Genomic DNA, 26,663 nt, shown 5'->3' on the forward strand with positions numbered 1-26,663 from the left:
ATTAACCTGCCTTATTAGCCATCGACTCTAGCTTAAGTATAGCAGGGCTAGATGTTGCTTTGAGTAGCGCTTTAGGTCTTGCCAACAAGGAGGGTTTTGATTTTTGGCCACCACAACCACAGGAGCCGCAGCCGCCTTTTTGTTTGTGAACACCTTTCTTATGATTGTTTGATGGGCGTCCTTGAGAGGGCTCAATCAAAGGCTCTCTTGGAACCGCAAGCACATCTTCCAAGGAACTACGAGTAGACAGCCTAAATACTGGCGTGCCACTGCTAAGTAGCTTTGCCAATACACGTTCACCGATATTTCGCACAAGAACAGCATCCACATTGTACCCTTTTAGAGACTGAATCAACTGAGACTTCGCATTACAACCCGCTTGTGGCATAGAAGCTATGTTCGCTAAGTTTTTTAGCATACCGTCAGTATCAGAATAAATAGCGATGTATGGTGCTTTTACAAAGTGGTTTGCCACCCGCTCACCATCATTAGGAATAGCATAAATCATAAGTTTGACTCCTCATTCGGAAAAACTAATGCATGACCTTCAACTAAACTTTTTGCGACTTTCAATCTTGCACTTTTTACTGTGTTACCAAAAGTTTGTCTAGAAACGCCCATCTGCTCCGCAGCTTGCTGCTGGCTAAGCCCCTCTAAGTCGGCTAAACGTAGCGCTTCTAACTCTTCTGGTAATATGGCGACTTGCTCCAACTGATTAAATGGAATGCCATTGGGCTTAAAGCAATGGTGAGCCGCACGTCCGCATATTCGTCTTTCTATCTTTGGTCTTGCCATCATTGTCCCTCAAAAACACAGAGTCAAATTACGCCTTAAACTGGCATATGCCAATAACATTTTTAGCATATGCCAATAAACTAAGTTTGCAAAAATCAACACGACAAATACGTAATACATCAGCATTAATTAGACATCTAATAATTTAGAAATTTCGATGACAAACGAGCAAAAAGATCAATTCTAATTAACCGGATAATAAAAACGTTAGTTTGCGCAGATTTTTCATACAAATACACGCTAATGTGTTCATTTTATTGAAGAAGAAAAACTATAATCCAAGCAAATCATTAGTTTGAACACTAATGATTGTTTTATTTAAAAGGATGTATACCTAAGGAACGAAAAAGAGAAGCTTGACGATATTCGCCTGAGCTTAAAGAGTAATACGTTCGATAAAGAACCTGTCGAACGACCATTACTTGGCCTAGGTGCCCTACTCTTCTTGCCAAATTAAGTTTCTTGAAAGCGCTTAGGTATATCAGAAAAAGGAAGTACATATGTCTGACTCAAATTGGCTCAGCGAATTCCCGGAAATGGATGCCTCTGATCTCAGGGCGATTCGCAAAACACTCGACGGCGCCTACAGAGATTTCTCTCGCGAGTATGGTGAACTCATTGAGTCTCTGTTTGATCCGCTCCTGGCGTTTCTTGTCTGGTTTGAAAAACTTCTGATTTCTACACCTTGGTTCATTATTTTAGGTGTCTGCACCACTCTCGTTTATGCCGCTAGCCGCTCTTGGAAACTGGCCGCTGCATGTTTTGGTTCGCTGATTCTGATTGGCTATTTTGGAATGTGGGAAGACACTATGCGTACGCTCAGTATCATCACTGTATGTACTATGCTTGCCATCGCACTTGGTATCCCTATCGGCATCGCTATGGCGCGCTCTAATCACATTCAGTCGGTGGTAACACCATTACTCGACGTCATGCAAACCATGCCGGCATTTGTGTATCTCATTCCAGTTGTGATGTTATTGGGCATCGGGAAAATTCCTGGCCTTATCGCCGTAGTGATCTACGCGATTCCACCGGTTATTCGTTTAACCAATTTGGGCATTCGTCTAGTTGATAAAGAAGTATTGGAAGCCGCAACCGCATTTGGTGCCAGCACTCGGCAACGGCTTTTTGGGGTTCAGCTTCCGCTTGCAATGCCAACCATCATGGCGGGAATTAACCAAACGATCATGATGGCACTGTCAATGGTGGTCATCGCATCAATGATTGGGGTAAAAGGTTTAGGTCAGCCTGTTCTAAAGTCTATTACCAATCAATATTTCACTCTTGGTCTTCTCAATGGTTTAGCAATTGTCGCCCTAGCAATCCTTTTTGATCGTGCTTCACAAGCGTATGCGAAACGCACTCAAGCTCATTTAGGAGACTCAAAACATGACTAGTCCACTTATCGAAATCAGCGGTCTTTATAAAATCTTCGGTACCAGACCCAATAGCGTGATTGAGCGCGTTAAGTTGGGACATAGTAAAGAGCAGGTTTTAGCGGAAACGGGCCACACGGTCGGACTAAAAGACATCAACCTGCAAATTCAAAAGGGTGAAATTTTTGTCATTATGGGATTATCCGGTTCTGGAAAATCCACCATGATTCGCCACTTCAATCGATTAATCGATCCAACCATGGGGCAGATCTTGGTAGAAGGGGTGGATGTCATGCAACTTTCTAACAAAGAACTTGAACAGTTTCGCCGTCACAAGATGTCTATGGTGTTCCAACGCTTTGGCTTGCTGCCTCATCGCACTGTTATCGACAACATCGCATATGGTTTGGAAGTTCAGGGAATGAATAAAGAGGCGCGCTTAGAAAAAGCAAATGAATGGTTAGAAACCGTTGGACTGACGGGTTATGAGCACCAGTATCCTGCTCAACTATCGGGTGGACAGCAACAGCGTGTGGGCCTTGCACGGGCACTGGCTACCGACGCCGAAATACTGTTGATGGACGAGGCTTTCTCAGCATTGGACCCTCTGATTCGAAGCGAAATGCAAGATCAGTTGGTAGAGCTGCAACAGAAGCTGCACAAAACCATTATTTTCATTACTCATGATTTAGATGAAGCGCTTCGACTTGGCGATCGCATCGCGATTCTTAAAGACGGTGAACTTGTCCAACAAGGTTCACCAGACGAAATTTTACTGCATCCTGCCGATGAGTACGTTGAAGCCTTTGTAAAAGACGTCAATAGAGCGCGAGCACTGACCGTCGAAACGCTGATGCAGCCACCTTCGTACTGTGTTCGCGCTGAAACCATTGAAGATGCACTAAGTGAAATGAAACGTGTTAAACGTGATTATGCCTACCATGAGACCAATGCAGGCTATCAAGGCGTGATAACACAGCAAGGATTGCTAAACGCAGCGAAGTTAACTCATATATCAGATTGGCGTGATGATATCTATGAAGAGGTGCCTATCATCTCTCCACATTTAGCCATTGAGCAAGTGCTGACTGAAGTCATGTCGTGTGAACATTCACTGCCCGTCATCGATGAGCACGGCCATTTGAAAGGCGAATTAAATCGTCAGGTTATTGCGGAGCTGTTTTCTGATCAACGAAGCACAAAACGAGGCACTTCACGCTCAAGCTTCAATAACGTTTCTTAGATGATGTTGATAATACAGCTCACAACAATGTGGGCTGTTATCAATTAACTCACTCCCACTCCCACTCCCACTCCCCTTTTTAGATATTTATCTGTGGGCTCAAGCTTGATACCCCAAGCAACATTTACATTGTTCTGATTTTCCTGACAATTTCATGCTCATATCCGGTTTTATTGACATAGTTAGATCATTCTATTGCTTTTTGATGACGCAAATCCTCGATAAATGTCTACTATTACTCTCATACAAAATCTTGATTTAAAGAGGGATAAAATGAAAAAGACAATGTTGGCACTAACAGGCGCGGTAATCATTCTTGCAGGCTGTCAAGATGAGAAACCTGCCGAAACAAGCGCAGTTGAAGTACCTCAGGCAACGGAAACTGAAGTCACCACCAGTGCAGACGTTACGACTGAGACAATTGACACGTTACCAGTAGAAGAAGAACAGGTAATTACTGAAGAGACATTTGTAGACTCTGAACACAACGCACAAAGTGCTCTGGACTGGAACGGCACCTACAAAGGAACACTACCTTGCGCGGATTGTGCTGGTATCGATATGACCATCACACTAAATCAAGATGGCACTTACGTACTTGAAGAAAGCTACCAAGACAAAGAAGACGGTCAATCAAAATCTGAAGGTCAATTCACTTGGGACGCAAATGGCAGCATCGTAACGTTGACAAATGAAGATGCACCAAACCAATACTTTGTTGGTGAAAACGTACTTATGAAGCTAGACATGAATGGCGAAAAAGTAACGGGTGACCTAGCACCACTATACAACTTAACGAAACAGTAAGAAGTTAGTATCAATACCTGATAAATACCCCAAATCCGAGCCACCCCAGCTCGGATTTTTTCGCTGTTTTAACGAAAGCTATTCCAGCAACCTTTCTATTCTGAAGCAACATTCTGCTTCTTACCCTGATTGTTCATTACATTTCCATACGCTTTGCCGATAGATGCTTACAACGTCATTTTGTACAGTGTTCAAAACAAAACAGAACAACTCGGAAAAATGATGAAAAAAACATTAATTGCACTACTTACTCTGACAGCTGCTGGCTCAGCTTTCGCTGGCGATACTTACATTCGTAACGGTAACATCTACAACAAAGAAGGCGGTTGGAACGTAGAAGCTGGTGTGGCTCAAGGCAGCGATCTTTTCAAAGATCAAAAGCATAATACAGCACCAATTCTCAACGGTGGTTACCATGGTGACGACTTTAATGCCGACCTAAGTGGCATTAACTACCGCTTCTTCGGTAACACCAATGAGTTAATCAACATGAGTGCCTACCTTGTAGGTAGTGGTGTAATGCGCGACGGTGATACAGCCAAAAGCCTGAAAGGCACAGATAAACGCCGCTTCGCCGTCGATCTAGGTTTAAACGCAGACTTTACACTGGATCAAAACAACGTCATTTCTACGTACCTTCAGCACGATATCAGTGGTGCTTACAAAGGTTACTTAGCGGGCGCGACTTACTTCCACATCATGAAATTCGGTAGTGTTGATTTTGTTCCTTTTGCTAACCTAACTTATCAAAGTGAAGACTACGTAGATTACTACTTTGGTGTAAAACAACGCGAAGCAAACGCAAACCGCAAAGCATACAAAGGTGATTCAACGGTAAGCTATGGTGTGGGCTACAAACTTGTTATGCCAATCAACGACAACTGGCAAGTAAGCCAAATGACACAATACACGCGCCTAGGCAGCGGTATCAGCGACTCATCTATCGTTGATAGTGCAAACCAATGGGTTGTTGGCGCAAGTGTGTCGTACAACTTCTAATCCGATACGCCCTTATAAAGCCATCATTTCGATGGCTTTATGCGTTGGACATTTGCATAATCTTGAACACCGACTCTAGTGTGAATGAGCAATCCATAACCTATGTAAATCGCTATAGCCTGTATTCTTCACCTGCACACCTCGCACTTGCTGTGTTTTTGTCACTTCTTCGTAGCCAACAAACAAAGGCAAATATAGGTACTGATCGCGCAGCGCTTTCTCTAGGTTTAATAAAGACTGTAGCGAGTGATCATCTGCCATCGCCCTGCGAACCTTTTCTCTATGGCTTAACATCTGGCTTTGATCAAAACTAAAACGCAGTCCAGTTGCTATCGACAGCCATTCGAAGATGCCATATTCAAATGGTGCTTCCATGACTTCCTCAATGAAGAGCAAATCTGCTTGGTGAGACACTACCTCAGGAAAACTAATGTCATCAATAACAATGATCTCTAACTCTAATCCCGTTGCACGAATCACACTGTGCAACCATTCGGAATGACGAATTAAACTCGGAATCGTCCAGACAGGTTCAGCTAATACCACTTTACCTTTCAGTTTAGGTATCACAACACCATCTGTTATTGATAAATCTTGCTCGTGAGTCTCTAACTGAATGCTGTCAACGGCACTTGGCGCATCATAAATTCGCTTTTGCACATGGATGTAATCAGCGAGTTGATACCAAGTCTCTTTTGTGAGTTGGGATTCCACGCGTTCGCGGTAGGTCAAATATGAAAATGCGCTAATTTTTTCCACTTCAACGTGATCGGAGCTTTGGTTAAAGCTCAACATATTTAAGGTTTTAACATCACCATGAGACAGCGTTATTTGATCTAACAATGCGCGTGCTGAAAAATACTCTTTGTGCGCTTCAAGAGTCATACTCTCCTGGTTCCAGCCGCTGATTTTAAATGGTCCAGTCCCTATGTGGTAGGAATAACTAGAACCGAAAGAGACGACATCTCGACATAGAATAGACGCATGAGGAGTTGCTAGCATGTATGGAAACAACTTGTTCGGATACTTCAATATAATTTTTAAGCAGTTAGATGTTTCTGCAACCACGCTATCAATACACTGCCAGAGCTCGTGAACTGGTCCTTTTATCTCCCTAAGTCTTTCTATACTCCAAACCACATCCTGTATGTTAAGGGGCTCGCCATCATGGCGATATATGCCTGGCCGCAACCATAACGTCATTACCTTGCCTTCCATTTTCCATTCGTGTGCTAACGATGGCTCGATACCACCATTGGAATTTTGGGTCAGCAATACGTCATAAACGCTTTTCGCGACGTGTAATTCAGTGTGACGGTAAGTATTCGCAGGGTCGATTTTGGATACCCAAGGGTAAGAAGAAATCAAAATAGCGTTATTTGATTCATTCAATCGATTCACTTTTTCAGAAGCGATAGTTAGTGCTCTAACCGCGGTTTGACCGAACCAATCAATAAGTTTCGTTATTGAGTTCATTCTTCCTCTGCCAAGCTCCTCAACCAAAAACTCGGTCATCGCTTGTTGGAGGGAAATATTAATACTGAGACGGCTAGCGTTACTTCGGCCAATCGCAGGTTGCCAATCGACCCAATCGTAAGTGGCAAGCTTTTTCATCACAATAGAAACATTGCGCCTCGACGTGCAAATCACCGCTTCTAGCTCAGAAAGCGTAACAAGGTGATACTGGTGAGGTTCAAAGTGCTTTAACAGTAGATCCAGATACCTAAGATTGACATCGTTCACAAAGATTCCTAAGAGTTATTCCAAAGCAAAAAAATAGCACAGGACGCTTAGCAACTAAACTTCCTGTGCTATATCTAAACAAATTCAAAGCTTGGACTCAGCTCGACCAACAGAAGTCAAAAACGTTTACTAAGCCAAGAGGTAACTTGAATAAGTATTCTTAGAAACGGTAGCTCATACCTACAGAGAATACATTGATGTCTGCATCAACCGTTACTTTTTCATTGCCAAATTTCGCAATGTCTAGCTCAGGCATCATGTATTCCCATTCAACTTGTAGAGCAAAGTTTTCAGTAATAGCGAACTCTGCGCCTAAACCGTACATGCCTGTTACAGTGCTGTCAGAAATGGTGGTATGGCCTGCGCTACCGTCAATCACAGAGTTGCTAATTTTGAATTCAGCATTGAAGTAAGAAAGACCAGCTTTAGCAAAAAGGTTGAAACGATCGCCAATCGGTAGAGTCGCTTTTGGCTGAATCGATAGATACTTCATATCACCAACAGTAACAACTTTGCCGTCTAAAGCATCGTAGCCACCAATGGCTGCTTCTAGAGAAATGTATTCGTTGAATTTGTAACCACCGAATACTTTGCCTGAAAGGCTTGAGTCATCTTCAAGTTTAAGTTTAGTGCTAGCGTTAGTACCACCACCATTGATAGAGCCATTAACATCACCAAACGATGCTTGACCTACAGATGCACCAACGTAAGGAGCTGCGTTTGCAACAGAACATGTTGCTAGAAGGGCTGTCATTAGCCATGTTTTTTTAAACATTGTATTTCACTGCCTGTTAATTATTGAGGTTGTGTTTTGCCCATCCTTAAGCATGCCATGCTATCCATTTCACTTGGTTTCAAAACCAAGTGGATGTTAATGAATAAAAACTCAATAAAACATGAAATATTTAGACACAACTTTGCCACTTTCTTTCTTAATTTTGACAATTTAGTCATTTCACAAGCATTGCTGCTTCAACCAGTTAGTGAGCTTGATGATTTCCGCTTGCTTGGCTCGACTCTTTTTATGAATAAAATAAAAGCTGTCGCCGGTTTCCAATCCATGCGAAGGGATATACACCAAATCGTGCGCTTTATCTCTTTCATTAAGCATAAAATCATTCGCAAATGCGATGCCTTGGTCATAACGCGCCGCCTCTATTGCCAACAACATATGACTAAAATGTTGAACATCGACATCTTTCGGCAAGGTGTAACCGCCCGCTCTGCACCACTCAGCCCAGTCTTTTCCTCTCTCACGATAAATTGAGTCTGTCGACAAAATAGGGTATCGCCAAAGCGCTTCTGGAATCGGTTGATCTTGCAACTCTTTCCAAATTTTATGGCTGCAGACCGGATACAGCGTCTCCGCGTATAACTTTACCGACATGTAGTTTCGCTTTGGCTTTTCTACCGTGATAAAACAATCGCCAACGCTGTCTGTCTGTTCAGGATCACCAACGACCATATTGAGTGTCAGATCGATTTCTGGATGTAAGCGCTTAAAATCAGACAAACGAGGAATAAGCCACTTTACGGCAAGCGAGCTATAAATCGCCAACCGTATGCTGCCTTTGTCCCCTTCTCGCACCTTTTGGCTGGCCATCGCAATTGAGCTAATTGCTGGGCTAATATCCTCTAAATAGCGGGTGCCCGTATCGGACAAAGAGAGCTTTCTGCCTTGACGGATAAATAATGATTCACCCAAATAATCTTCTAATAGTCGTATCTGGTGACTAACGGCACTTTGCGTCACATTGAGTTCTTCAGCAGCAAGCGAAAAGCTAGAGTTTCTGGCAACAGATTCAAAACAGTGAACCGCTCTGAGTGGTGGCAATTTCATTATCTAAAAATCTCATACTTAAACTAATAAATATCACTTCACTTCATCCTATGACATCACCTACTCTTTGGCAAAGAAAGAGGAGAGGAAAAAGTGAAAGTTACATCGGTCGGAGCAGCGATGCTGCTATTAATTGTTGGAAATCTCATTGCGGTGCTTTCGGACTCTTTAATTAAAAGTGTCGGAAATGAAGTGCCTATTTTTCAATTTGTCTTTTTCCGACAAATTTCAGCGGTGCTTTTCCTGCTGCCAGTCTACTTGCTAACAAAAAATGCGCCTTTTCTTGAAGGGTTTAAGTGGCATGCTGTTCGCGCTCACGTATGGTTACTTGGTGCAATATTCATGGTTTTGGCGATCTCATCTTTACCGCTCGCAACTGCGAACGCGATCTTTTACGCCGCGCCATTGATCATGTTGCCGCTTGCAGCAATCTTTTTTGGCGAACAGCTATCTAAACAATCGGTCGCCGCAGCGATAATGGGCTTTGCCGGTGTATTGGTCATCATTCGTCCAGACCAAATCGATTGGGCAGCGATTTCAGCTTTAGTTGTTGCAATTACTTTAGCAATCAATAACTTGCTCATTCGAAAACTGCCAAAAAATCAGTCTGTGATGCAAACATTATTGATGACAAACTTGGCAGGTATTCCAGTAGCCTTCTTGCTTGTTCTGATCGAAGCAGAACCTTGGGACTGGAGTGCTTTCCCTGTTGCTGCTGGCTCAAGTCTGTTCATCATGATTTATGCAGCAACATGTGTCATCGCTTACCGCTCGATCGATAGCAACAAAATTGCCAGCGCTGAATACAGTGGCTTAATTGGTGCCGTGTTTGTGGGATTGATTTGGTTTGGAGAAGTGCCAGATATATTTATGGCAATAGGAACCATTATGATTGTTGTGCCTCTGGTTTGGCTTTCTAAACGAGAACGTCGTAAGAAAAAGTTGCAAGAGCAACAAGAAGCGCACGTTACTTAAAGTTGTGCTCTAACCCAAAGACTAAAAAACCGAGCCGTAAGCGCTCGGTTTTTTTATGTGGCTCTAATCGGTTTTTACGTAAGCGACTACGTGAGATAAAAACTGCCTTGCAAAGCGATCATTAAACCGGATGCGATATTCATGCTCGGCTTCCGATACTAGACGCCAGCCTTCAGCAAAGTATTCTTTGATATCATCAACCGCCTCTTCTTTATTTTTGATGTGTTTCGCGTTCCACTGATAAGTGCAAGAGACAACGATCAGCCCACCCACCTTGGTGGTTTTTTTTAGAGCATTGATCACGCTAAGTGGCGACTCACATTGATCAATCACATTTAAACATACGACTAAATCAAAGCGAGATTGGAGAGTATCGAGCTCAAAAGGCTGGTTAATTAGCGTCAAATCAACATGAGCACATTTCTGTACGATATCTCTATTCTCTACCTCTAAAGTGTTTAAGGTGTTCACATCGTGAAGGTAAGTAAGCCCGACGCGTTGTTCTTCTATTAATCGTTGCTTCAAGCCATCCATTAACCTATTTGAAGGCTCCACAAGCGTCGCTTCTTTAAGGTTAGGTAAGCGTTGCACTAGCTCATAATAATTTCTTCCCAGCGCCGCCCCAACCTCAAGTAGGGAGTACGGCTGAACGCTGCTTTCGATTACCGCTTGCGCAATAAAATCAGCAACTTGGGAGCAGTGAGGTGATGACAAAAAAGAAAGTGGGACTTGTTTTGAGCGACTGGTTATCATCTCAATCTGTTGCTCCTCAATGAACTTGTCGAACCATTGCGCCTCGAAATAACCAGCCAAACCGTGCTCGGTCAGGTAAAAATCTTCCATGTTTTTTCCGTTCGTACTTTAAGAAAAGTGATTGTATCGAACGCGGAAATTAACGGGTATTTCTGGCCGCACATTCCAATGGGAAAACAGATGAAAACGCCGCTTATGTGAAAAAGCCCTTTCATCTCAAAGATAAAAGGGCTTGTTAATCGCTTCGGTTAAGTCGCTAACTATTGTGGTAGAACAACGTTACCATCTTGAATTGGGAACGTTTTTGTCGCTGGTTTGCTCGCCAAACGAACCGTCGTTGGTGCACCTGAAACTTCGTAAGTGACGTCGTAACCCACTACTTTATCAGATGTCGTATATTCTGTATGACACTGTTTTTTCGTCGTTGTTACTACATCACCTTTTTGCACATTTTCCTGGATCTTACGACCTGTCAGTGCACCAGCAATCGTACCAGCTGCAGTTGCAATCACTTTACCTGAGCCACCACCGATTTGGTTGCCCAGCGCTGCTCCAGCTGCTGCGCCACCAACCGTACCAATAATTTTATTGTCATCCGCAGGGGCAACTTGCTCGGTTACTACCACGTCTTTACATACTTGGTGCGGCTTTTTCACCGTTTCAGTCACCGCTTCAACCAAAGTAATGTTTGCTTGAGTTGGAGCTGGTGGCGTTTTGTCTTTACAGCCTGCTAGTACAGCAACAACTGCCGTTGCAATTGCGATAGATTTCATATTCATGATTTACATCCCAGTATGGTTTGCTTTGATGAGCGTTATGGTAAATCGCAAAAGGGAAATCACATCAGACGAAAACAAACCCTCTGTTATTAACAAGTAAAGAAACACTGTTTTATAAGAGGTACGTCAAGAAACACTCAGCAGAATGTCAACAGAGATAAAACTGTATCACTACTGATTATGATTGGGCTGGACTAGTCTATGAGATTTATTTTTAAGCCAAGCTCAAAAATAGTTCGTCATCCGTTAAATACTTATGACGGTGGCTTAGATTACGCACGTGCATAAACATAAAATCAGGGAAACCAGGCGCTATAATGTTATTTGGTTCCCAGCATACACCGCCAACAAACACATATCGCCCCTGCTTGTCATCTTCGTGAAGGGGGTTATTAAGAGGAGAAGAAAACTCTGCTCGGCAACCTTCAACCACACAAACAATTTGTCCTTTAAAAAGGCCAATCACGCGCTTTACAAGATTTGCCTTGATACCACACCTCCATGCTTGGCGAGTGGCCATCTCATAGCCATATTTTCGGATCGCTTTCTTTTGCAAATGTACTACTAGGTTCATTTTGACTCCTGATTCAAGCAACTACGTGAAGCCCAAAGTCATAAAAGCAGATAGACGTCTATACCCGAGTGAGCTCATGGTACGTGGGAATAAACTACGTGATTAGACTGAGTTTAGTGTCGGATGAGATACACCGTCCACGATGCTGTAACGTATCGATTTACACCTATCAAAGGCAGATAACACATCAACTTTTGAGTGCTTTCCTGCGCTGTATCTGGTTACTTCTGTATATTACTATAACGAAATCACCCTCCACGTTTACCTATATAAATTTGTCGTAACGATAGAGGGTGCTTATCATGGAGAGAAGATAACGCCTACGCGTCGATGAGATAATTTTGACCTTCAGTTTCTAAACGATCAATCATTTTACGACACTCATTTAAATCAAGAGGTTGTTCAAAGCGGCGCTTGAGATTCATCAAAAAGAAGATATCTTCACACATGGCTTTCTCAGGTTCGTCACTGATTTTGGCGACCGGTGAACCATTGCACGTGACCATTTTTATCACGATAGAAAGTGGCTGGTAGGCTTCACCATCTTTATTGACATAATCACCCATATCATTGGCAAGAAAAGTACCGATACCAAAACTCACCTGAATACGTCCTTGGAAATACTCGCAAATATCTAACGCTTGTTCGAAGTTAAGTCCGTCGGTAAACACCAGTGTTTTTGTTAATGGGTCTATATTCAGCGACTGGTAGTGTGCAATGATTTTTTCACCCCAGCTATAAGGGCAACCACTATCGTGACGTACACCGAAGTACGCGTTACTTAGTTCTTCATCAAAGTCTTTAAGGAAAGCATCGATACCAATCGTATCGGTTAACGCAATACCTAGTGCACCATCAAACATTTTTTGCCAACGTTGCAACGCCACTTTTTGCGAATCTCGCACATTCACCAGAGCTTGGTGTCCCATAAACCATTCATGAGCAACGGTGCCGATAGGCGTCAAATTCAGCTCTTTTGCTAAGTGATAGTTGCTTGTTCCTGTCAAACATTCCGGCACTTCCTGGCACAAATATTCCAGCATAGTGCGCTGAGCTTGAAAGGAAAAACGTCGACGCGTCGACATGTCAGAAAATTTAAAGTTAGTAATGTTACGACGTTTTAGTTCCGACTTTAGGTGTCGAACTTTCTCTTCTAAAACAGTGGTAAATTGCGCAACAGGGATGTCTGACCAACGCTGACGGCTACGAACTTCAGACACGATGCTCATGATGATCGTTTCGTACAAGATGGTGTCTCGCCACAAACCGTTAATGGTAATTCTTAACTGGCTTGAGCCATCAGCCATGGCTTTGTTATGGAAAGAGACATCGCTTTGTGGGTTGAAACGGAAATGGCGCAGTGCATCAACAAAGTCAGGATTCAGGTAAGGCGCGACACGCTTAATATATTCAATTTCTTCTTGCGTAAATTGAATATCTTGCAGTTTAAGGACTTCGGCTTTTACCTCGGGCAAAAGCTCAGAGAGGTCTTCCTCACTGCGCACGATAAACTTATATGACACCATCGCATCAGGGTAAAGCGCTGTTACAGCGCTCATCATATTGACTTTGTAGACATCGAAATCCAAAGCACTTTGAATGATGCGGGAAGAAAATAGTTTGGTGGTCATTAGGTGCCCTTCTACATGCCCTTCCTGGGTATATAACTTTTTGTTACTAACTAATTTGCGTAAACAATAAACACCCATCTATAGTTTGTCAACTTTTGTTACTAACCACTCATTTTTATAAGGTTTTTTTGTCTAGAATTCGAGCAAGCATTGTGAATAAGTCAGAGTCATCCGTAAATTTATGCTCAAACCGTATTACGAACACTACCAAAAACGTTTCTAACAACTCGTTACTTACCCATTGATTGACCACTTGTTATGCGCTAGATTACTTACAAATCAATATTAGGACCCAACCATGATCGTATCTGTCGACATTATTCCATTCAGGCTATCTGGCTGTGCCGATAAGGGATTGGAAGTGTTGTTGATTAAACGTTCAAATCCAAATCGGCCATACCATGGAGTCTGGGCACTACCGGGCGGATTTGTCTTTGATAAAGACTTAACCAGTGAAGGCGGACGCCCGGCCGATGAAAACTTTGAAGCGGCGCGTCGCCGAATTTGCCGTGAGAAAATCCATACCTACCCTCGCCATTTTAGCGAAGCATTTATCGACGGTGATCCAAAGCGCGATCCAGAAGACTGGAGCTTAAACATTACGCACTACGCCTTAGTTGATCGTAACAATGTAGAGCAAATAAATAATGCAGGTGTACCGGAATGCCAACTTAAATGGTTTTCGCTACAGGCTATTCTCAATGGAGAAGAAACCCTCGCATTTGATCATCAAAAAACCATTGAAAAAGCGTGGCAAAAGCTTCGTGCATCCATTGAATACACATCGGTTCTTTTGTTTGCATTAGACAAAGAGTTTTTGGTTGCGGACATCATTTCTGCTTATCAAGAGTTTGGTATTGATATCAGCCGAATGACGATTAAGCGCCGCTTGATAGATTCAGGCGTACTAAAACCCACTAATAAAGTCGCTTCAACCAACAAAGGCAAAGGTGGAAAACCCGCAATGGTATATACGCTGACTAGCGACGAAGTAACCTTTTTTCAAAACTGTTTGCGTGGATAAACGCAGACAATCAGACAGACAAGGAGTCTGCCATGACTGTTCGAGTAAACTATCAAACTACAGCAGTGATCGACGTTGATCCAGAGAAAGGCTTTAGTGAGTTATGTCCAAATGAACTGCCCGTTGCAGGTGCGTTGGAAATCGTACCGGAGCTTTTGAACAATCATGCCAAAGGCCGATTAAAACTGGTCAGTCGTGACTTGCACCCACCGAAAGCAAAATGGGATGCAGAATCGCCAGCCAATATGCTTGAGCCCGTTGGTTTACCGAATGTGGATATAAAGTGGAACCGTCACTGTGTGCTTGGCACAACAGGTTCTGAGCTGCTAGATGGCTTACCACCCGTGTTGGACTACGATTTTCAAGTTAATAAAGGTATGGATCCTGACGCACACCCTTACGGTATTTTTTTCCATGATATTGCCGACACCAAAACGACAGGCGCGCATGAATTTCTAAAGTTCAACGGGATTGATACCTTAGTTATCGGTGGCCTTGCCTTAGACTTTTGTGTGAAAAAATCCGTCATGCAAGCGCTGGAACTTGGCTACAATGTGGTAGTTAATCTTGCTTCAACTCGTGCGGTGCTGCCTGATAATGTAGAGAATGTGCTGACAGAGCTCAGAGATAATGGCGCATTATTTGTCGAAAAAGCGGACGACATCATCGTAGAAAAGTTCGCTTAGAAACGATAGTAACCGAGAAGGATTTCACCATGCATCAACATGAAAAATTGAATTACGTTGAATTTGGTTCCACTAATGTCAGTGCGACCAAACAATTTTTTGAGCGTGCTTTTGACTGGAGCTTTACCGATTATGGTCCAGAATATTCTGCATTTTCAGGACAAGGGTTGGATGGCGGATTCTTCAAATCTGAGTTTATAAACCAAACCGCAAATGGTGGCGCACTTTTAGTATTTTATAGCTCAGACATTCAGGCCACTCAGACAAAAGTAGAGCAGCATGGTGGAAAAATTATCCGCCCTATTTTCGAATTCCCCGGCGGCTGTCGATTCCACTTCACTGAACCGAGTGGAAATGAATTCGCAGTATGGTCAGAGAGCCATTAAGTGATCACAAATCAACAACACACCATCAACGTGAGCCCAAGCTAGCCAGATCCGGAACTGGCATTACATTTCTGGTTGACCTCATCCTTGGTTTAATTCACTGTTAGCGCAACAATTAATCGATGAGGCGCTAGACCTCGACCAAGGATGTCAAATGACTGCCGTCAGTTTTTTTCGCTTACTCTGCCTCGCTGCTATTTGGGGTGGCTCGTTTCTGTTTATGCGAGTCGCCGCCAACACATTCGGGCCGGCTTACTTAATCGAATTTCGAGTTACATTTGCCGCCGTCGCTTTGTTATTGATCGCCGTATATTTGAAGAAGAAACTCACGTTAACTGCGCATACTAAACACTTCTTTATTATTGGCTTATTCAATAGCGCAGTTCCATTTTTACTCTTTGCGTACGCAGCCCAGACACTGAATGCATCAACTTTAGCAATATTGAACTCAACCGCCCCAATATGGGGAGCACTAGTTGGCTTTGTTTGGTACCGCAGCCCACTCACAGCGAAATCTGTTCTCGGTATGCTAATAGGCATTGGAGGCGTTGCAGTCTTGGTCGGCTTAGATACTTCAACCATAGGTGAAGAAGCCATGCTCCCTATTGCCGCCAGTTTGATGGCTTCTTTCAGCTATGGCATTGCTACCAACTACACTAAAAATGCGCCACAAGTACCAGCTTTTGACAATGCTCACGGCAGTATGTGGGCGGCGGTTATTTGGGTACTGCCGCTGCTACCATTCTTACCAATGCGTGCAGAACCAAGTCATTTCGAATGGAGCTCTGTTGTCACGCTCGGCGTTGTATGCACAGGGTTCGCTTATTTGCTCTATTTCCGCTTAGTTTCTGATATCGGCCCAGCGTCAGCACTGACTGTCACTTTTCTTGTTCCTGTTTTTGGTATCTTATGGGGCTACTTGGTGCTAGATGAGCCCGTCGGCTCTAACACCATCATAGGAACAATTCTAGTGCTTAGCGGCACTATGCTAGTCACCGGTTTCTCCCCAACAGCAATGCTCGCGAAGCGAAAACGAAGCGTGGCTTAATCAGCCTAATATAACTTCCACACCTCGCTTTTTGATTTGTTCAAGGTCGCTTTTCGGAGCGGCTTTGTCAGTCAGCAGCACTGATATTTCGTCAGTCTTACCAATTGATGAGGGATAAATTTGCCCAAATTTACTAGAATCCGTTAGAACAATATTGCGCCTTTTTTTCGCAATGATGGTTTCTGCGATCTCAGCGCGCATCATGTCGCGGCTAGTAAAGCCAGTGTCTTGATGGAAGCCGTCAATACCCAAGAAGGCCGTGCTGAAATGAATGTTCTCAATACACAACTTAGTCAGCGGTCCGACCAAGCTCTCGCCTTGGTGCTGATACACGCCACCAAGCAAGATAATGTTGGCAGAAGTGTTACGGATGAGATGGGCGATATACGCCGATGGCGTAATAATGGTCACATCGCCGCGCTCAGCCAATGTCCGAGCCAACAACGCATTGGCACTGCCTCCTTCAATCAGCACTGTCTCATTCGATGCGACCAAATCCGCAGCTTGGTTTGCGAGCGATTGTTTAATATCGAAACGTACTTCTAGGCGGGCATCAATGTCATCACTTTGCAACGCGGTAGCTGCGCCGTGAACGCGCTTTAGGTAGCCCTGTTGCTCCAGAAAGTTCAAATCCTGTCTGATGGTCACACCCGACACGCCAATGATGTCAGAAAGCTCTGTGACTTGAACGCGTTTACGGTCGTTCACTAATTGCAGGATTTCATTTTGTCTTGGGTTCACAGGTTCGCTCCTTATTGATGAGCTTACAGTATACTCACCTGATGTTTCATATGAAAAGAACTTGAAAGTAAAAAGGAAAAAACGCGTGGTCTGATTAGCCAAGCTGTACCTTGCGAATATCGCTCCCATCAACAGATAATAGGGCAACGAAAATGGGATGGAAGAAGAGGGGTTAACTCCCTACATCCCAACAACGGTAAAGACTAGGATAAAAGTAATGGAAGAAATTTACTTCGCAGGCGGTTGCCTTTGGGGCGTGCAAGAATTTATGCGCCACCTTCCGGGCGTAATCAACACAGAAGCCGGGCGAGCAAATGGCACAACGGATAACACTCAATCCGAATACGATGGCTACGCAGAGTGCGTGAAAACCCAGTTCGACCCTGAGCAAGTTTCGGTTGAAACTTTAATGGGGTATTTGTTTGAGATAATCGACCCTTACAGCGTTAACAAGCAAGGTGAAGACGTAGGTGAGAAGTACCGTACTGGTGTTTATAGCCAAAACGAACAGCATCTCACCATCGCGAAAGCGTTTATCGCAGCACGACCGGACGCCGACAAGATCGCCGTAGAAGTACTGCCACTCACAAATTATGTGCCAAGTGATGATGAGCACCAAGACAGACTCACAAACTTTCCGAATGATTACTGCCACATCCCATTAGATTTACTACATAAATACAGGGATAACTCGTAACCATTCAGTCAGCATCGCTTTAAAAGGCAAGATGCATATCAGTTTAAATCGATGCCTTCCACTAATGACAATGTCATTTCTGCCGCCGATATTTCCTTACAACCCGACGAGTTTTGTCCGCACCACAACGGTGTGAATTCATCTCGGTTTTGCTTTTCCATAAGCGCTCTTAGTTGAGCCATTTCAATGGAGGCGTATGGGAATTTCGGCGCAAACTCACTGATGTAGCCTAGCTCCGACATCGCGCGATTCACAATGCCTCTCGCTGGTCGGCCCGAGAAAACATTGGTCACAGCGGTATGTTGCGCGCGTTCACTGGCAATGGCATATCGATGTAAAGACGATGTTTTCGCCTCATCACACAACAAATAGGCGCTGCCAACTTGAACGGCACTCGCTCCTAATCTCAACGCGGCTTCCACCCCACTTCTATCAGCGATTCCGCCTGCAGCAATAACAGGCAAATTCACCCGTTTGGCGATTTGTGGTAATAACGCCATCAAACTTAATTGAGTAGTTAAATCATCCGATAAAAACATACCTCGGTGTCCACCAGCCTCCAAGCCTTGGGCGATAATACCGTCAACGCCTTTTGCTTCTAGCCAAAGTGCTTCGTCCACCGTGGTCGCTGACGAAAGGATCTTCCCTCCCCACCCTCTAATTCGAGCTAACAGATCATCGTCTGGCAAACCAAAGTGGAAACTGATCACTGGCGGTGCAAATGGTTCAATCGCGTCAGCAATATCATGATTGAAAGGCATCCTTGTCGGAGCGTTTGGCTGAGCCTGAACGGTTGCATCAACCTCGGAAAAATACGGTTGCAGCGTTTTTTGCCACTTTTCGTGCTTGTTGGCGTCATACTCCGGCATTTCATGGCAAAAGAAATTGAGGTTAAACGGTCGGTTAGTTGCCTGCTTGATAAGTTGAAGTTCTTTTACGATGGCGTCTTTGTTCAGCATTCCACAAGGTAACGAGCCAAGCCCGCCAACATTACTGACGGCTATGGTCATTTGGCTGTCTTGCACACCGGCCATTGGCGCTTGAATAATCGGTAACTCTGTTCCCAAAAGTGTATTAAATACCTTATTTATCATGACCTTTCCTTGAAAACTTAACCTTTACCTGTGATGGATCTGCGCCATCGTTATCCAGACTAGACTTTCACATGATTAACCACTTATAAAGTTAAAGTGATGCATTTGTGCGCTATGCACTTTTGATAGAAATGACAAAGGGAGCCTATGGCTCCCTTAATATGCTGAATAACAAGAATCAGAGTGACTATCGTACGACATCTGATTCAAGCTCTAGCTCTGCTACAGACAGCATGGCAAACTCTTCCTCGGCGGTTGCTGCCACCAATTTGTTGCGGCTGTATAACCCATAATAAACACCACCGATAAGAAACAATCCCATTGTCATGAAAAAGGCCGAGGGATCAAAAGCATAAACACCTGTCATTGCGATCAAAGAAAGCACCAGAGAAATACTCGAAGTAATTATCCCACCAGGCGTTTTATATGGACGAGTTAATTCAGGCTGTTTAATTCGCAATAAAATATGGCTCAAGGACATTAATGCGTACGATACAGTCGCACCGACAACAGCCATCGCCAAGATTAAGTCCCCCTCACCCGTAAGTGAAACCAAGAACCCAAAAACGCCCGGAACCAACAGCGCACGAGAAGGCACTTTTTTGTCACTGGTTAATGACAAAGTTTGCGGTAAATAACCCGCGCGGGAAAGCGCAAACACCAAGCGGCTGTAACCATAAATGATAGAAAAGAAAGAAGCGATAAGACCAGCTAACCCGAGTAAGTTCACAGCCATTGCTACCGTTGAATTGCCCGTAAGCTTTAGGGCGTCAACTAATGGCACCGCGCTATCGCCTATGACCTTTGAGCCAACCGCACCAGCCAAAAGGACGACTACGAGAGTTGCGGTTAGCAATAAAAACAGCATCGCACCAATGATGCCTTTGGGAACATCTTTTGCCGGATTTTTTGCCTCCTCTGCCGCTAAAGGCACACCTTCAACCGCAAGAAACAACCACATTGCAAATGGCAACGCAGCCCATACGCCATACCACCCAAACGGCAAGATTTCTGTTGCCTGAGCCGTCGCCGGAGCAATATCGAATAAGTTATTAACGTCAAAGTGACCAATAAGCACAGCAGCAGTAATGAGAATAGCTAGCACAGCCAAACCACTGATGACCATCATTACTTTGAGAGCTTCGCCAACACCTGCCATATGAATAGCGATAAAGACGGCGTAGAAAAGTGCGTAAACAACAGGGCCATCGATACCAACCAATTCATTCACTGCTGAGCCAATAAAAATCACTATCGCAGCAGGCGCTAGCGCATATTCAATCAAAACTGATAAGCCAGTGAAAAAGCCACCTGTCGGCCCCATCGCCTGTCTTGCGAAGCTGTAACCACCACCCGCAGCAGGAATAGCCGCAGACATTTCAGCTAAAGACAATACTAGCGTGAAATACATTACTGCCATCGCGATAGCAGCAATAAGAAAGCCTCCCCATCCTGCTTGAGCGATGCCAAAGTTCCAACCGGCGAAGTCACCAGATATAACATACGAGACACCTAAGCCAGCAAGTAAAATCCAACCTGCGGTGCCTCTTTTTAGCTGCCTTTTGGCCAAGTACTCCTGATGTTTAGACATAGTAAATCCTTCTACTTTGATGAAATTAAAAAGTTGTCGCTGTGTTTATCTTCAACACTTGCGCCACTTGGCTCATTGATATCGGAGCGATCTTTCAGATTCACTCCTGACAGTTGTAATTTTCGAGCCTCCTTGAGCAAGTAAAATGCGCGTTCACAGGCATCGTCATAGTTGAGCCCCTGAGGGCGCACATTGGAAATGCAGTTTCTTTGGGAATCTTTAGAGCCTCGTTTAGCCCCCCAAGTGAGATACATACCCATGCTATCCGGAGAAGTTAGACCGGGCCTCTCTCCAATTAAAACCAGCACGGCCTTAGCGTTAAAACATTCACCAACATCATCCCCTACTGCTACTCTTCCTTGCTTTACGATTGTGATAGGTGTGAATTTCCATTGATGTTCATCATCAGCACTTAAAAGAGAAATCAATCGCGTAACAACAGGCACGGCATGGTTTTGAATTGCGACGGAAGAAAGTCCATCAGCAATAACAATCGCAAGATCAATGTCAGTGTTATGCTCATTTGCTATCGAGTTGAGCGTTTGCCAAGAAGATTCATCGAGCTGCCGTCCTAAATCGGGCCTTTGCAAGTACATAAGCCGATCACTCACTTGGCTGCTCACTACCACTGGAGGCTCTAAGGTATTTTCAAGAATCGAGTAAGAGTCCGACAAACCAGCAACGAGAGACTCAATATTCAAACTGCAATGCACTGCATCCATAGCTTGGGCATGATCCAGCTGAAATGAGAGTAACTCGTTGGTTGGTACACTGTTTCCGCTGCGACCCAGAGCGATCCGAGCAGAGGTGAAGTCGCGTAACTTGCCCCACGGGTTGTGTGTGACAACTCCAGACTCATCTTGTGGAGACTGAGCAATGGTGATTACTTTACCCATGAGAATACCCCTTATTCAGTTGGTTAATTGCTCCCGAAAACGAGCGAGAGATTTGCTCACTTAACCGAACGTCTTGCACGCTCTCGAAAATCTGCATCTCCATTAACCATTTTTCAAACTCTGGTGCTGGCTTCAAACCGAGTACTTTTCTTGCGTAAAGGGCATCGTGAAATGAGGTAGTTTGATAGTTGAGCATGATGTCATCAGACCCTGGAATACCCATGATGAACGAGCACTCGGCCACACCTAATAGTGTCAGCAAGTTATCCATGTCATTCTGATCGGCATAGGCATGATTGGTGTAACAGATATCGCAACCCATAGGTAAACCAAGCAACTTCCCACAGAAATGATCTTCAAGCCCAGCACGAATGATTTGTTTGCCATCAAACAGATACTCAGGGCCAATAAACCCAACAACTGTATTAACCAACAAAGGATCGAACTGTTTCGCGACAGCATAAGCACGGGCTTCACAAGTCTGTTGATCGACCCCATGAAATGCATTCGCAGACAGCGCGGTACCTTGTCCGGTTTCAAAATACATCACATTGTTTCCTACGCTACCTCGATTCAAAGACAACGCGGCTTCATGGGCCTCTTTCAAAATCGACAAGTCGATTCCGAAGGTATCATTCGTCCCTTGCGTGCCACCTATCGACTGAAAAACGAGATCGACTGGTGCACCCATTTCAATGGCTTCTATCGTGTTCGTTACATGAGTTAACACACAAGACTGAGTCGGTATTTGATAGTGTTGAATCACCTCATCCATTAAGTTCATTAACTTGATAGCTTGAGGCACATTATCTGTTGCCGGATTGATACCGATAACCGCGTCGCCATTTCCGTACATCAGACCATCAAAAATGGTCGCTGCGATACCGTTGAGAGAATCAGTGGGATGATTCGGCTGTAAGCGAGTAGACAGGCGACTCGGCAAACCAATCGTATTCCGAAAAGCCGTGACAACTTGGCATTTTTTAGCAACGAGAATCAAATCCTGGTTGCGCATAATCTTACTGACTGCGGCCACCATTTCTGGTGTTAAACCTTGACGAATTTTAGCCAACGTTTCACCATCGGCTTCTTCACTCAGCAGCCAATTTCGAAAATCTCCGACCGTCAAGTGCTCAATCGGCTTAAAGGCTTCAAGGTCATGCGTATCGATAATTAGACGAGTGATATCGTCGCTTTCGTATGGAATAACCGCCTCGTTAAGAAACGTTTTAAGTGGTAACTCAGACAGCGCCATTTGTGCGACTACACGTTCTGCCGCTGACTGAGCACAAACCCCGGCTAACGCATCGCCTGAGCGCTCCGGTGTCGCTTTCGCCATCAAGTCAGCTAATGACTTAAAGGTATAGACTTTACTTCCTTGTTGCCGACGATAAGTTGCCGTCATTGCTCTTCCTCTTCACTATTTGGTTCGCTTTTTGCTGAACTATCAATAAGCTTTAAGAAAGTATTGCCAAATGTGTTCCGTAGCGTTATCAAAAACTGGCAACATTTATAAACCAATAATAAACAATGAGTTATGTAAATACTGCTCCAACATGACTCACAAAAAAGGAATGAGCATCACAAGGATGAGTAACCAAATGCCCCAAACTGCACCAATGCTGTGCATCCATCACACTAAGGATGCAAACCAACAAGCTGCGAGTCTGATAAACTGGCAACAGGAATATGACCAACTCAGCGATGGTCGATTTTTAGGTCAAATTCGAGAACGACGATTTCCCAATTTCCATGTATTTCGTGAAGACAGTAACCGCTCGCTAAGACAGCAATGCAGGGTTGAACAGGGAGGTATTTGGTTGGGTTTGAGTACGGAAAATAAGCCGCTACACCTAAATCACAGTCAGTTTAATTCAAGCCAACTTTTGCTTAGGCAAGGTGGCGCTGATTTTGAGTTAATGACACCGGAGCAGTTTTCTATCTATGGAATAGTGCTCGACAAAAACTTCGTTCACATCATAGAAAATCAACTTGAGCTTGGGAGCATCCAAAACAACACATTGCACTTAACGGGGTTGACGGAAAAACACATTCAACAACTTAAATACTACTTAGGCATGTTACTTGGTTCCGCCGAGCCAAGATGGTCTGAAACCACACATCAAGCAATCTTAAAAGATATTGTGCTGGAGTTGTTCTCACTCAGTTCACTGCACACGAGCCATCCGATATCAATCTCTCATCGTCAACACGTGATGCACCGTATAAAACAACAGCTACAGGATCTAGACTACCGTACGCCGATAACCGTCAGTGAACTGTGTGACGCAGTACACGTCAGTCGTCGCACACTACAGTACACCTTTGAACATTGCTGTAATACTTCCCCAAAGCAGTTCATACATCGAATGCGCCTGAATCAAGTACGTAGAGTGCTACAAAGCCCTGAAGATAATCGAACAATTGCAGAAATCGCTTTTGACTTTGGTTTTTTCCATCTCGGGCAGTTCAGTCAAAGCTACAAGCGGCTATTTGGTGAGACGCCAACTGAAACGAGAAAATGGGAGCCCAGCAAATAAAATGACAGGCAGTATATTCTTTCAGCTCCTGCGTTGGGGCCATGTTATGCAGTCGCAATGATTTGCTGAAACTTAGCATGAAGCTCTTCAAGTGCCGCTTCAACATCCGGTTCTGCACGGCTCAAGTGCGAGATTAACGTCATAAAATAGCAGTCAAAAATCAGCGGTATTTTTCCCTCAAGGACGGAGCTTCCGTTTACAGATTGAAACAAAGCTTGGTTAAACGACTGATAATAATCCAAATCCCAAATCACCTCTTTCAACAAAGCTCGGCTCAGCTCAACGTTCGCAAAATAGTAGCGATAGTATTTCTCCGTCAGCGCCAAACCAATGTCGATATCGGTTTTACCTTCCACACTGACTAGCGTTTCTTGGCTGATCTGTTGCAGTTGCGCCAGCATCCCTTCGCGCAAAATCGACAGTTTAGTCGGGAAATGGCTAAACACTGTGCCATCGGCTACTCCTGCTTCTCTCGCTATCTGCCTTGTGGTCGTCATGTCATAGCCATTTTGAGCAAAAGATGCCCATGCGGCTTTTAGAATTTTATCTCTGGTTTGTTGTCGCTTCGTCATTGATGTGTCTGCTTAATGAGCCTGAAAGGATCATACCTTGCGTGGTTGAGATTGACAAATTGAGCGCGCTCATTTATAAAATTGAGCATGCTCATTTTATATAAAAACAAAAGGAATCGCTCATGTACGTATTAAACAAACTAGGCCAAGGATTGATTTTCTTCCCGACCATCTTCTGCTTTTCGTATATTTTAAGACCGATATTAATGGTCATCCTTATTCCAGGAGGACTCGCACTTTTGGCGTTAATCGGTGGCGCAGAAGTCAGAGCGGAACTCAAAGCCATGCTGCTTGAGGAGTTTTTTGGCGTTAGCCCATCGCACACCACCTCGAAAAAGGCGTGAGTGCGCTACAAACGTTGGCAAGGCTAAGTAAAAAAGAAAACGCGCAGATATCGAGATCTCAATACCTGCGCGTAGATGCGGTGAAAATAAGACTGGCTTTAGTCAGTATTCATGTTCTGGCCAATTCGCCATAAAACGCCACTAGGGTCAAACAAACAACATTCGCGTATGCCCCAAGGTTGCTCGACTAGCTCTGTCAAACGCGAACCAAATTCCTCATGACCCACTTTGGATAAGTGCTGATGCCAACTTTCTGCGTCTTCTACGAGCAAGTGCATCATGAAGTTATTGCCGTGTTCTGGCTCATAAAAATTCTGTAAAAGAAACGCGCAGCTACCTTGAGAGAAGTATGCTACATCACCGAAGTCCGACGCCATTTCAAAGCCAATCGCCTCATAAAAGCGTTTTGATAGCGCGTAATCTTTCGCCGGAACAAATGATTTGATTTCAACAATATTGAGGTTTTCCATTTCCAATTTCCTAAGCCTTTTTCCATAAAACTGACTGACGTAATCTCGCTCTATGCCTTCTATTCGCCTTGCGTAATCTGCTGTGATGACAGTGGCACACACTCTGCCATTTGCGTTTGTAACCACGTGATAAATTTATGTTCGAGTTCTGTACGCTTTTTATCTTGACTCAATAAAACGTAATTGCAACTTGATGGAGAAAACCCAAATGGTGCGACCAAATTACCACGCTTAATATCGTCCATGACAAAAGGATACGATCCCATTGCGACGCCTAAGCCATCCACTGCGGCTTGTATGCAAAAATAAAAATGCGCGAATGATTGCTGAGTGTTGCCGTTGAAAGTTTCACAACGTGTTGATTGCTGCCAATCCGCCCAAGCATTCGGTCTGGTTTGGCTATTCAACAGTCGAGCTGCTTTCAAATTGTCTTTAATGAATTGCCAATACTCAGGAGAAAATACCGGCCCCACCCACTCTTCCACAAGAATGGTTTTGTCGTAATCGTGATGCTGCGCAAAATCGTCTCGACGAATCGCCATCGAAAGCCCAGTTGATCCTAATGTTACCGGGCCACCAGCCGTCGACAAACGAACATCAGCACGGTGTTCATCATTAAACGCGGCCAACCTTGGCATCAACCAGCGCATGGTTAATGTCGGTTCACAAGACACTTCAAGATGCTGATGCTTCTCTTGAATAAGCGTATTCACGCCTGTTTCTAGCGTTTGGAATGCCGTTTCTGTGTATGTCTTGAGTAATTCGCCTTCCGCCGTCAACACGACTTTCCTGCCCTCTTTGAAGAACAAGGGTTGAGACAGATATTGCTCAAGTTGCTTGATCTGCTTACTCACGGCTCCGTGGGTAATGTTCAGTTTGTCAGCCGCTTCAGTGTAGCTTGAAGAACTCGCCGCAACGTGGAAGACATAAAAAGATTTCAGGTGACGCATCTGTGAGTTTTTCTCACCAATATGGGAATATTTTTCGATTATAGTTAGTAATAAAGACGCCTACAATTTCGCTACATCCCAGACTTCATCATTCAAACAGGAAATC

At 44.1% G+C, this 26,663-nt stretch carries 29 protein-coding genes; 12 read left to right on the top strand and 17 right to left on the bottom strand.

Features of this window, described 5'->3' with window-relative positions; translation table 11 throughout:
• Position 1: 1 nt before the first annotated feature.
• Together R7E38_RS07955 and R7E38_RS07960 are read right to left on the bottom strand one after the other, a co-directional pair.
• Positions 2-508: a NifB/NifX family molybdenum-iron cluster-binding protein gene (locus R7E38_RS07955; protein ID WP_226083363.1), complete on the bottom strand. Its 507-nt coding sequence runs from the start codon at positions 506-508 to the stop codon at positions 2-4.
• Positions 505-795, bottom strand: a complete 291-nt coding sequence (locus R7E38_RS07960; protein ID WP_005373924.1) for a DUF134 domain-containing protein — start codon at positions 793-795, stop codon at positions 505-507. Before R7E38_RS07960 ends, R7E38_RS07955 begins: the two co-directional genes overlap by 4 nt.
• A gap of 500 nt (positions 796-1,295) precedes the next feature.
• Between R7E38_RS07960 and R7E38_RS07965 the strand changes: the two genes are divergently transcribed.
• The 4 genes from R7E38_RS07965 to ompV all read left to right on the top strand — a co-directional run bounded on the left by R7E38_RS07965 (position 1,296) and on the right by ompV (position 5,223).
• Positions 1,296-2,195 carry an ABC transporter permease gene (locus R7E38_RS07965; protein ID WP_005387211.1) on the top strand — a complete coding sequence of 300 codons (900 nt, stop codon included), beginning with the start codon at positions 1,296-1,298 and terminating at the stop codon, positions 2,193-2,195.
• Positions 2,188-3,417: a quaternary amine ABC transporter ATP-binding protein gene (locus R7E38_RS07970; protein ID WP_005387213.1), complete on the top strand. Its 1,230-nt coding sequence runs from the start codon at positions 2,188-2,190 to the stop codon at positions 3,415-3,417. The genes R7E38_RS07965 and R7E38_RS07970 overlap by 8 nt, the downstream gene beginning before the upstream one ends.
• A gap of 273 nt (positions 3,418-3,690) precedes the next feature.
• Positions 3,691-4,224, top strand: a complete 534-nt coding sequence (locus tag R7E38_RS07975; RefSeq protein WP_005373930.1) for a copper resistance protein NlpE — start codon at positions 3,691-3,693, stop codon at positions 4,222-4,224.
• A gap of 222 nt (positions 4,225-4,446) precedes the next feature.
• Positions 4,447-5,223, top strand: a complete 777-nt coding sequence (gene ompV / locus R7E38_RS07980; protein ID WP_226083361.1) for an outer membrane protein OmpV — start codon at positions 4,447-4,449, stop codon at positions 5,221-5,223.
• Positions 5,224-5,298: 75 nt separating this feature from the next.
• Here ompV and R7E38_RS07985 read toward each other — a convergent pair whose 3' ends face one another.
• From R7E38_RS07985 to R7E38_RS07995, 3 genes are all read right to left on the bottom strand, one after another.
• On the bottom strand, positions 5,299-6,966 hold the full coding sequence (locus R7E38_RS07985) for an ABC transporter substrate-binding protein (protein WP_064354517.1): 1,668 nt from the start codon (positions 6,964-6,966) through the stop codon (positions 5,299-5,301).
• 160 nt (positions 6,967-7,126) lie between these two features.
• Complete coding sequence (locus tag R7E38_RS07990) at positions 7,127-7,741, bottom strand: outer membrane beta-barrel protein (RefSeq protein WP_005373936.1); 615 nt, start codon at positions 7,739-7,741, stop codon at positions 7,127-7,129.
• A gap of 180 nt (positions 7,742-7,921) precedes the next feature.
• Positions 7,922-8,806 carry a LysR family transcriptional regulator gene (locus R7E38_RS07995; RefSeq protein ID WP_005387224.1) on the bottom strand — a complete coding sequence of 295 codons (885 nt, stop codon included), beginning with the start codon at positions 8,804-8,806 and terminating at the stop codon, positions 7,922-7,924.
• 93 nt (positions 8,807-8,899) lie between these two features.
• Here R7E38_RS07995 and R7E38_RS08000 point away from each other — a divergent pair, with 93 nt between their 5' ends.
• Positions 8,900-9,781: a DMT family transporter gene (locus R7E38_RS08000; protein WP_005373940.1), complete on the top strand. Its 882-nt coding sequence runs from the start codon at positions 8,900-8,902 to the stop codon at positions 9,779-9,781.
• Positions 9,782-9,844: 63 nt separating this feature from the next.
• Here R7E38_RS08000 and R7E38_RS08005 read toward each other — a convergent pair whose 3' ends face one another.
• The 4 genes from R7E38_RS08005 to pncB all read right to left on the bottom strand — a co-directional run bounded on the left by R7E38_RS08005 (position 9,845) and on the right by pncB (position 13,518).
• On the bottom strand, positions 9,845-10,624 hold the full coding sequence (locus R7E38_RS08005; protein ID WP_226083359.1) for a class I SAM-dependent methyltransferase: 780 nt from the start codon (positions 10,622-10,624) through the stop codon (positions 9,845-9,847).
• Between the two features lie 170 nt (positions 10,625-10,794).
• On the bottom strand, positions 10,795-11,313 hold the full coding sequence (locus R7E38_RS08010; protein WP_005373945.1) for a glycine zipper 2TM domain-containing protein: 519 nt from the start codon (positions 11,311-11,313) through the stop codon (positions 10,795-10,797).
• A gap of 214 nt (positions 11,314-11,527) precedes the next feature.
• Positions 11,528-11,887, bottom strand: a complete 360-nt coding sequence (locus tag R7E38_RS08015) for a hypothetical protein (RefSeq protein ID WP_017819785.1) — start codon at positions 11,885-11,887, stop codon at positions 11,528-11,530.
• Between the two features lie 320 nt (positions 11,888-12,207).
• On the bottom strand, positions 12,208-13,518 hold the full coding sequence (pncB, locus tag R7E38_RS08020) for a nicotinate phosphoribosyltransferase (protein WP_132936988.1): 1,311 nt from the start codon (positions 13,516-13,518) through the stop codon (positions 12,208-12,210).
• Between the two features lie 298 nt (positions 13,519-13,816).
• On the opposite strand from pncB, the gene R7E38_RS08025 reads away from it, so the two are divergent.
• The 4 genes from R7E38_RS08025 to R7E38_RS08040 all read left to right on the top strand — a co-directional run bounded on the left by R7E38_RS08025 (position 13,817) and on the right by R7E38_RS08040 (position 16,662).
• A complete protein-coding gene (locus tag R7E38_RS08025; protein WP_005373953.1) occupies positions 13,817-14,542 on the top strand; it encodes an NUDIX domain-containing protein in 726 nt (241 codons plus the stop codon).
• A 32-nt stretch (positions 14,543-14,574) separates the two neighbouring features.
• Positions 14,575-15,228: an isochorismatase family protein gene (locus R7E38_RS08030; RefSeq protein WP_033906301.1), complete on the top strand. Its 654-nt coding sequence runs from the start codon at positions 14,575-14,577 to the stop codon at positions 15,226-15,228.
• A gap of 29 nt (positions 15,229-15,257) precedes the next feature.
• Positions 15,258-15,614, top strand: coding sequence for a VOC family protein (locus tag R7E38_RS08035; RefSeq protein WP_042523322.1), 357 nt, complete (start codon positions 15,258-15,260; stop codon positions 15,612-15,614).
• 154 nt (positions 15,615-15,768) lie between these two features.
• A complete protein-coding gene (locus R7E38_RS08040) occupies positions 15,769-16,662 on the top strand; it encodes a DMT family transporter (RefSeq protein ID WP_005373960.1) in 894 nt (297 codons plus the stop codon).
• Here the strand turns inward: R7E38_RS08040 and R7E38_RS08045 are convergent, their stop codons facing one another.
• Positions 16,663-17,403, bottom strand: a complete 741-nt coding sequence (locus R7E38_RS08045) for a DNA-binding transcriptional regulator YciT (RefSeq protein WP_054865466.1) — start codon at positions 17,401-17,403, stop codon at positions 16,663-16,665. It abuts the gene before it with no gap.
• A 217-nt stretch (positions 17,404-17,620) separates the two neighbouring features.
• Here R7E38_RS08045 and R7E38_RS08050 point away from each other — a divergent pair, with 217 nt between their 5' ends.
• Positions 17,621-18,100, top strand: coding sequence for a peptide-methionine (S)-S-oxide reductase (locus R7E38_RS08050; protein WP_054701515.1), 480 nt, complete (start codon positions 17,621-17,623; stop codon positions 18,098-18,100).
• A gap of 38 nt (positions 18,101-18,138) precedes the next feature.
• Here the strand turns inward: R7E38_RS08050 and R7E38_RS08055 are convergent, their stop codons facing one another.
• From R7E38_RS08055 to R7E38_RS08070, 4 genes are all read right to left on the bottom strand, one after another.
• Positions 18,139-19,194 (bottom strand): NAD(P)H-dependent flavin oxidoreductase, encoded by a 1,056-nt coding sequence (locus R7E38_RS08055; RefSeq protein WP_042523324.1) that lies wholly within the window; start codon positions 19,192-19,194, stop codon positions 18,139-18,141.
• A 187-nt stretch (positions 19,195-19,381) separates the two neighbouring features.
• Positions 19,382-20,785, bottom strand: a complete 1,404-nt coding sequence (gene eat, locus R7E38_RS08060) for an ethanolamine permease (RefSeq protein ID WP_005373969.1) — start codon at positions 20,783-20,785, stop codon at positions 19,382-19,384.
• A gap of 11 nt (positions 20,786-20,796) precedes the next feature.
• Entirely contained in the window at positions 20,797-21,681 is an 885-nt protein-coding gene (gene eutC / locus R7E38_RS08065; protein ID WP_203345297.1) for an ethanolamine ammonia-lyase subunit EutC, read from the bottom strand.
• Positions 21,674-23,086, bottom strand: coding sequence for an ethanolamine ammonia-lyase subunit EutB (locus tag R7E38_RS08070; protein ID WP_025768012.1), 1,413 nt, complete (start codon positions 23,084-23,086; stop codon positions 21,674-21,676). The genes eutC and R7E38_RS08070 overlap by 8 nt, the downstream gene beginning before the upstream one ends.
• 184 nt (positions 23,087-23,270) lie before the next feature.
• Here R7E38_RS08070 and R7E38_RS08075 point away from each other — a divergent pair, with 184 nt between their 5' ends.
• Positions 23,271-24,221, top strand: a complete 951-nt coding sequence (locus R7E38_RS08075; protein ID WP_064376176.1) for a helix-turn-helix domain-containing protein — start codon at positions 23,271-23,273, stop codon at positions 24,219-24,221.
• A gap of 44 nt (positions 24,222-24,265) precedes the next feature.
• Here R7E38_RS08075 and R7E38_RS08080 read toward each other — a convergent pair whose 3' ends face one another.
• A complete protein-coding gene (locus tag R7E38_RS08080; RefSeq protein WP_005373975.1) occupies positions 24,266-24,793 on the bottom strand; it encodes a TetR/AcrR family transcriptional regulator in 528 nt (175 codons plus the stop codon).
• A 122-nt stretch (positions 24,794-24,915) separates the two neighbouring features.
• On the opposite strand from R7E38_RS08080, the gene R7E38_RS08085 reads away from it, so the two are divergent.
• Positions 24,916-25,137, top strand: a complete 222-nt coding sequence (locus tag R7E38_RS08085; RefSeq protein ID WP_017635120.1) for a hypothetical protein — start codon at positions 24,916-24,918, stop codon at positions 25,135-25,137.
• A gap of 98 nt (positions 25,138-25,235) precedes the next feature.
• Here R7E38_RS08085 and R7E38_RS08090 read toward each other — a convergent pair whose 3' ends face one another.
• Both R7E38_RS08090 and R7E38_RS08095 read right to left on the bottom strand, forming a co-directional pair.
• Positions 25,236-25,607, bottom strand: coding sequence for a VOC family protein (locus R7E38_RS08090; protein WP_053304622.1), 372 nt, complete (start codon positions 25,605-25,607; stop codon positions 25,236-25,238).
• 59 nt (positions 25,608-25,666) lie between these two features.
• A complete protein-coding gene (locus tag R7E38_RS08095; protein WP_104976287.1) occupies positions 25,667-26,557 on the bottom strand; it encodes a LysR family transcriptional regulator in 891 nt (296 codons plus the stop codon).
• Between the last annotated feature and the right edge of the window lie 106 nt (positions 26,558-26,663).

It is taken from the genome of Vibrio sp. Vb2131 (assembly GCF_033338535.1).
GTDB lineage: Bacteria > Pseudomonadota > Gammaproteobacteria > Enterobacterales > Vibrionaceae > Vibrio > Vibrio alginolyticus.